General features: G+C 72.7%; 7 protein-coding genes. 2 read left to right on the forward strand and 5 right to left on the reverse strand.

Going from position 1 to position 6142, the window contains the following annotated elements:
• The first annotated feature begins 3 nt into the window (after positions 1-3).
• Entirely contained in the window at positions 4-843 is an 840-nt protein-coding gene (locus D0D15_RS27790) for a class I SAM-dependent methyltransferase (RefSeq protein ID WP_255407906.1), read from the forward strand.
• A gap of 4 nt (positions 844-847) precedes the next feature.
• On the opposite strand, the gene D0D15_RS27795 is transcribed toward D0D15_RS27790, so the two are convergent.
• On the reverse strand, positions 848-1546 hold the full coding sequence (locus D0D15_RS27795; RefSeq protein WP_094005850.1) for an SDR family NAD(P)-dependent oxidoreductase: 699 nt from the start codon (positions 1544-1546) through the stop codon (positions 848-850).
• A gap of 85 nt (positions 1547-1631) precedes the next feature.
• On the opposite strand from D0D15_RS27795, the gene D0D15_RS27800 reads away from it, so the two are divergent.
• Positions 1632-2180: a TetR/AcrR family transcriptional regulator gene (locus D0D15_RS27800; protein ID WP_094005849.1), complete on the forward strand. Its 549-nt coding sequence runs from the start codon at positions 1632-1634 to the stop codon at positions 2178-2180.
• Here the strand turns inward: D0D15_RS27800 and D0D15_RS27805 are convergent.
• From D0D15_RS27805 to infB, 4 genes are all read right to left on the reverse strand, one after another.
• The gene (locus D0D15_RS27805; RefSeq protein WP_094005895.1) at positions 2168-2551 is read right to left on the reverse strand and encodes a hypothetical protein; all 384 of its coding nucleotides are present in this window, start codon (positions 2549-2551) and stop codon (positions 2168-2170) included. The genes D0D15_RS27800 and D0D15_RS27805 overlap by 13 nt on opposite strands.
• 162 nt (positions 2552-2713) lie before the next feature.
• A complete protein-coding gene (rbfA, locus tag D0D15_RS27810; protein ID WP_094005848.1) occupies positions 2714-3175 on the reverse strand; it encodes a 30S ribosome-binding factor RbfA in 462 nt (153 codons plus the stop codon).
• 12 nt (positions 3176-3187) lie between these two features.
• Positions 3188-3481: a DUF503 domain-containing protein gene (locus tag D0D15_RS27815; protein WP_094005847.1), complete on the reverse strand. Its 294-nt coding sequence runs from the start codon at positions 3479-3481 to the stop codon at positions 3188-3190.
• A gap of 67 nt (positions 3482-3548) precedes the next feature.
• Positions 3549-6142 (reverse strand): translation initiation factor IF-2 (gene infB, locus D0D15_RS27820; RefSeq protein ID WP_115944868.1); only part of this gene is annotated, 2594 nt, incomplete at its 5' end.

Here is a 6142-nt window from a genome sequence, read left to right on the forward strand (position 1 = left end):
CCGGTGGAGCCGGACCACACCGCCGTCCGCGTGGCGCTGTGGCGGGCGATGCACCTCGACGTCGACGCGCCACCACCGGTGTTCCGCGACGACATCGGCCTGCGGCTCGCCGCGCCCGGTGACGACTGGCGGCGGCGCCCGGACATGGACCCGGACGCCACCCGGAGTTTCCGGGCGGGCGTCGTGGCTCGCGCCCGGTTCGTCGAAGACCTGGTCCTCGGCGAAACCCGGCGCGGGGTCGGCCAGTACGTCGTCCTCGGGGCCGGGCTGGACTCCTTCGCCCAGCGCCGGCCCGAATTCGGCGGTCTGCTCCGGGTGTTCGAGATCGACCAGCCCGGCACCCAGGCCTGGAAACGGCGGCGGCTGGCCGAACTCGGCTACCCGGTGCCGGACTGGCTCCGGCTGGTGCCGGTCGACTTCGAAGCCGGTCAGTCCTGGTTGGACCAGCTGGTCGCCGCCGGCTTCGATCCGGGACGGCCCGCCGTGGTCGCCTCGACCGGCGTCTCCCCGTACCTCGCGAAGGAGACCACCGCCGCCACGCTGCGTCAGGTCGCCGGGCTCGCGCCGGAAACCACGCTCGCCATGACCTTCCTGCTGCCCGTCGAGCTCCTCGACGACGCGGACCGCCCCGGGCTCGAGACGAGCGCACGCGGCGCCCGCGACTCCGGCACCCCGTTCGTCAGCTTCTACCGGCCGGAAGAGATGCTGACGCTGGCGCGCGAGGTCGGCTTCGCCCGCGTGCGGCACGTGCCGGGCGCCGCGGTGGCCGACCGGTACTTCGCCGGGCGGCCCGACGGACTGCGGCCGTCGAGCGGCGAGGATTTCCTGGTGGCGACCACCTGAGCGATCAGGCCGCCCCGACCGTCTGCTCGGCCGGCCCGCGGTGCTGGGTCATGCGCAGGAGCATCTCGGCGAGGCCGGCCGGGTCGACGCGGTCCGGTTCGAAGCCGCGGCGGGCGTCGGCCGAGGCGTCGAACAGTTTTTCCGCGTCGCTGTCGCGGATGAGCGAGCCGATGGTGATCGCGGCGGCGGACACGCCCGTGCCGGCCAGGTCGGCGTGCAGCGCGAGCACGTAGTTGCGCAGCGCGGCCTGGGCCGCACCGGCGCCGGCCAGCATCGGCTCGGGGTTCTTCGCCGACGAGCCGAACCCGTAGAGCAGCGTGCCCGAACCGCGCTCCAGCATCCCCGGCAGCAGCAGCCGGGTCAGCGACAGCGGCGCCAGGACCACGCTCTCCACGGCCGCCCGCAGGGTCTCGACGTCCAGGTCGCGCACCGGCTTCAGCAGCGCGAGATCCAGCGAGCCGTTGATCACCGCGACGTCCACCGGCCCGATGTCCGCCAGCAGCCGCGCGTGGCCGTCGAGGTCGTTGAGGTCCGCCGGGAACGCCCGCGCCGCGACCCCTTCCGCGGCCAGTGTCTCCACAAAGGACGAAAGCCGGTCCGCGCGGCGCGCCACCAGCGCGACCTGGTAGCCCTCCTTGCCGAACCGGCGGGCGGTGGCCAGGCCCATGCCCGGACCGGCGCCGAAGATCGCGAGTGTCTGCATGTCGATTCGCCTCCAGATAAGTTGAGTGACCCCTCAAGTTCTATCTCAAGATGAGGCAATCCTCAAGTTTCTTATACTGGATGCCGTGACCCGTCCCCTTCGCCGCGACGCGCAGCGCAACCGCGAGCTGCTGATCGCCGCCGCGCGCGAAGTGTTCGGCGAGAAGGGCCTGGACGCGCCGCTGGAGGAGATCGCGCGACGCGCCGGGGTCGCGATCGGGACGCTCTACAACCGGTTCCCCACGCGGATGGACCTGGTGGCGGCGGCGTTCGGCGGCATGCTCGACCACTGGGCGAGCGAGGCCGAGCAGGCACTCGGGGCCGACGACCCGTGGGACGGGCTGGTCGAGCTGATCGTGCGGACCTGCGAGCTGCAGACGGTGGACCGCGGCATGACCGAACTGTGCACGAGCGCGCTCCCCGACGCACCGGGGCTGCGGGCGGCCCGGGAGCGAGTCGGCGAGGTGTTCGAGAAAGTGCTGGCACGGGCCCACGACGCCGGGGTGCTGCGCCCGGACTTCGGGCTCGACGACCTGGCCTTCGCCATCGCCGCCACCACCCAGGCCGCTCCGCTCGGCGACTGGCGCCGGCACCTGACGTTCCTGCTCGACGGGCTCCGGCCTCAGGACACCTGAGCGGCCGGCATCACGCCGAACTTGCGGGTCACGAAGCACCAGAACAGCGGCACGGCCTCGGCGACGGGACGTTCGTCGGACTCACCGTCGGCGCCCACGTGCTCCACCCGCACCCGGCCGGGCGCGACCGCGGCGCGCCGGGACCACGGCCCGGACACCACGACGGCACCCCACGGCGCGCGTGGCACCGGCCGGTCGGCCACGATCAGGTCACCCAGCGATGTCGTGCCGAGCAGGACGGTGCCCGAGCCGAGCACGCTGTCGACGACCTCGGCCATGGGCCGGTAGGCCGGCCGCGCGTCGGCGAGCCGGTGGAACTCCGCGGCGATCTCGGCCCACGGCCGGGAACGGAACGGGTACAGCCATCCCATCGACCCCACGCGGACCCCCTCAGATCGCGTCGCAGCGGCAGTGCTGCGGCAATCCAAGCACCGCGGGTCAAGACCGGGCGCGGCAACTCCTCGCCGGCATCGCTCTCGCCGGCATCGCGGCGCAGCGGCAACCCGACCACCGCCGACCGAAACCGGGTGGGGCTACTCCTCGTCGGAGTCGTCCTCGTCGGCCTCGCGTGGCTGCTTGTACGGGTCCGGGTCACCGGCGTGCTGGGCGGCGGCCGCGCGGCGGGCCAGCTCGGCGTCGGCCTCGCGGGCCTTCGCCAGCAGGTCCTCGATGTGCCGGGCGTCCTCCGGGATGGTGTCCGCGACGAACGTCAGCGTCGGCGTGAACCGCACCCCCGTGCCCTGCCCGACCCGGCTGCGCAGCACCCCGCGCGCCGACTCCAGGGCGGCGGCCGCGCCCGGGAAGTCCGGCTTGGACTCCAGCGTCTCCCCCAGCACCGTGTAGTACACGGTCGCGTCGTGCAGGTCCGCGGTGATCTTCGCGTCGGTGATCGTCACGTTCTTCAACCGCGGGTCCTTGATCTCGTGCTCGATCGCCGACGCCACGATCTGCGAGATCCGCTTGGACAGCTTGCGGGCGCGAGCCGGATCGGCCATCACGCACTCCCCTTAGTCTTCTGGCCCGAGCAGGCGGCGGTGGGCGGAGAGCAGCTCCAACTCGGGGCGCTGCGCCACCAGCCGTTCACAGCCGTCGAGCACGTCACGAACATGTTCACCGTCGGCCGCCACCACCGCCACCCCGATCAGGGCGCGGCGATGCAGGTCCAGGTGGCCGGCCTCGGCGACCGACACCTCGAACCTGCGGCGCACCTCGGCGATCAGCGGCCGCACCAGCGACCGCTTCTGCTTCAGCGAATGGACGTCGCCGAACAGGACGTCGAGTTCGAGCGCACCTACGTACATGGGTTCCCTGTCCCAGGTGAGGACGCGGGGCCGGTCACCAGACCGGCCCCGCGCACCACTACCCGACTCAGACGCGCGGCTTCTCGCGCTGCTCGTAGGTCTCGATGATGTCGTCGACCTTGATGTCGCTGTAGGACCCGAGCGTCAGACCGCACTCGTAGCCCTCGCGGACCTCGACCACATCGTCCTTGAACCGCCGCAGCGAGCTGACCGGCAGGTTCTCGGCGACGACCACGTTGTCCCGCAGGAGACGCGCCTTCGCGTTGCGGCGGATCTCCCCGGACTGCACGAGGCAACCGGCGATGGTGCCGAACTTGGAGGACTTGAAGACCTCCCGGACCTCGGCGCGGCCCAGCTCGACCTCTTCGTACTCCGGCTTGAGCATGCCCTTGAGGGCCTGCTCGATCTCGTCGATCGCCTGGTAGATCACCGTGTAGTACCGGACGTCGACGCCCTCGCGGTTGGCCCGCTCGGTCGCCTTGCCCTCGGCCCGGACGTTGAAGCCCAGGACGATCGCGTCGGAGGCCGTCGCCAGGTCGATGTCGCTCTCCGTGACACCACCGACGCCGCGGTGGACCACGTTCAGCTCGACCTCTTCGCCGACGTCGAGCTGCATGAGCGACGCTTCCAGGGCCTCGACCGTACCGGAGTTGTCACCCTTGATGATCAGGTTGAGGCTGTTGGTCTCCTTCAGCGCGGAGTCCAGGTCCTCCAGGCTGACGCGCTTCCGCTTGGCGGCGTTCTGCGCGTTGCGGATGCGGGCCTGGCGGCGCTCGGCGATCTGCCGGGCCACCCGGTCCTCCTCGACGACGAGGAACGTGTCGCCCGCGCCCGGCACCGACGTGAAGCCGATGACCTGGACCGGACGCGAGGGCAGCGCCTCGGTGACGTCCTCGTTGTACTCGTCGACCATCCGCCGCACGCGGCCGTACGCGTCGCCGGCGACGACCGAGTCGCCGACCCGCAGGGTGCCGCGCTGGACCAGCACGGTGGCCACCGGGCCGCGGCCGCGGTCCAGGTGCGCCTCGATCGCGACGCCCTGGGCCGGCATGTCCGGGTTGGCCCGCAGGTCCAGGGTGGCGTCCGCGGTCAGCAGGATCGCCTCGAGCAGCCCGTCGATGTTGATGTTCTCGCGAGCCGAGATGTCGACGAACATGGTGTCGCCGCCGTACTCCTCGGCCACGAGGTTGTACTCGGTGAGCTGCTGCCGGATCTTGTCCGGGTTCGCGCCTTCCTTGTCGATCTTGTTGACCGCGACCACGATCGGCGCCTTGGCCGCCTGGGCGTGGTTGATCGCCTCCACCGTCTGCGGCATGACGCCGTCGTCCGCGGCGACCACGATCACCGCGATGTCGGTGGAGTTCGCACCACGGGCACGCATGGCGGTGAACGCCTCGTGACCCGGGGTGTCGATGAAGGTGATCAGGCGCTCGTTGCCGTCGAGCTCGGTCTCGACCTGGTAGGCACCGATGTGCTGGGTGATGCCGCCGGCCTCCCGCTCGTGCACCCGCGTCTTGCGGATGGTGTCGAGCAGGCGGGTCTTACCGTGGTCGACGTGACCCATGACGGTCACCACCGGCGGGCGGACCTGCAGGTCCTCCTCGCCACCCTCGTCCTCACCGTAGGTGATGTCGAAGGTCTCCAGCAGCTCGCGGTCCTCCTCCTCCGGGCTGACCACCTGGACGTTGTAGTTCATCTCCGAGCCGAGGAGCTCCAGCACCTCGTCCGAGACGGACTGCGTCGCGGTGACCATCTCACCCAGGTGGAACAGCACCTGCACCAGCGAGGCCGGGTTCGCGTCGATCTTCTCCGCGAAGTCGGTCAGCGAGGCGCCCCGCGGGAGCCGGATGGTCTCCCCGCCGCCCTTGGGCAGCCGGACGCCACCGACCGAAGGCGCCTGCATGTTCTCCATGTACTCCTGGCGCTTCTGCCGCTTCGACTTGCGGCCCTTGCGCGAGGGTCCACCCGGACGGCCGAAGGCACCGGCCGTGCCACCGCGGCCACCGCCGCCGCCACGACCGCCGCCGCCACCGCGGAAGCCGCCACCGGCGGGAGCGCCGCCGCCGCCACCGGGGCGGAAACCGCCGCCGCCACCGCCGCCACCGGGACCACCACGCGGAGCGCCGCCGCCACGGGGACCACCCGGTCCGCCGCGGCCCGCGCCCGCGCCACCGCGGCCGCCACCGGGACCACCACGGCCGGCACCGCCGGGACCACCGCCGGGCCGCTGCACGCGGCCGGGCATCATGCCCGGGTTCGGGCGCGGCGGCATGTTGCCCGGGCTCGGGCGGGTGCCGCCACCGGGACGCGGAGCCGGACGGTCACCGCCGCCGGACCGCTCGGCCGGGCGCTCGCCGCCCTGGCCGCCGGGACGTGCCGGCGGACGCGGCGCCGGAGCGTCCTGGCCGACACCGAACGGGTTGTTGCCGGGCCGCGGGGCGCGCGGACCGGGCTTCGGCCCGGGCTTGGGGCCCTGCGGCTTGGGCGGCACCACGGAGCCGGACTGGCCGGAGCCGCCCGCACCGGGACGCGGTGCCGGGGGCTTGGGTGCCTGGGGCTGCGCCTTCGCGGCCGGGGCCTGCTGCTGCGGCGCCGGCTGCTGGGGCTCCGGACGCTGCTGCGGGGCCGGCGCCTGGGGCGCGGGCGCCTGCCCCGCAGCAG

It is taken from the genome of Amycolatopsis thermalba (assembly GCF_003385215.1).
GTDB lineage: Bacteria > Actinomycetota > Actinomycetes > Mycobacteriales > Pseudonocardiaceae > Amycolatopsis_E > Amycolatopsis_E thermalba.

Excerpts from the sequence above, each read along its gene's own strand:
- rbfA (WP_094005848.1), bottom strand. The coding sequence starts at position 3,175 with ATGGCCGATCCGGCTCGCGCCCGCAAGCTGTCCAAGCGGATCTCGCAG.
- D0D15_RS27815 (WP_094005847.1), bottom strand. The coding sequence starts at position 3,481 with ATGTACGTAGGTGCGCTCGAACTCGACGTCCTGTTCGGCGACGTCCAT.
- D0D15_RS27795 (WP_094005850.1), bottom strand. The coding sequence starts at position 1,546 with ATGCAGACACTCGCGATCTTCGGCGCCGGTCCGGGCATGGGCCTGGCC.
- D0D15_RS27805 (WP_094005895.1), bottom strand. The coding sequence starts at position 2,551 with ATGGGATGGCTGTACCCGTTCCGTTCCCGGCCGTGGGCCGAGATCGCC.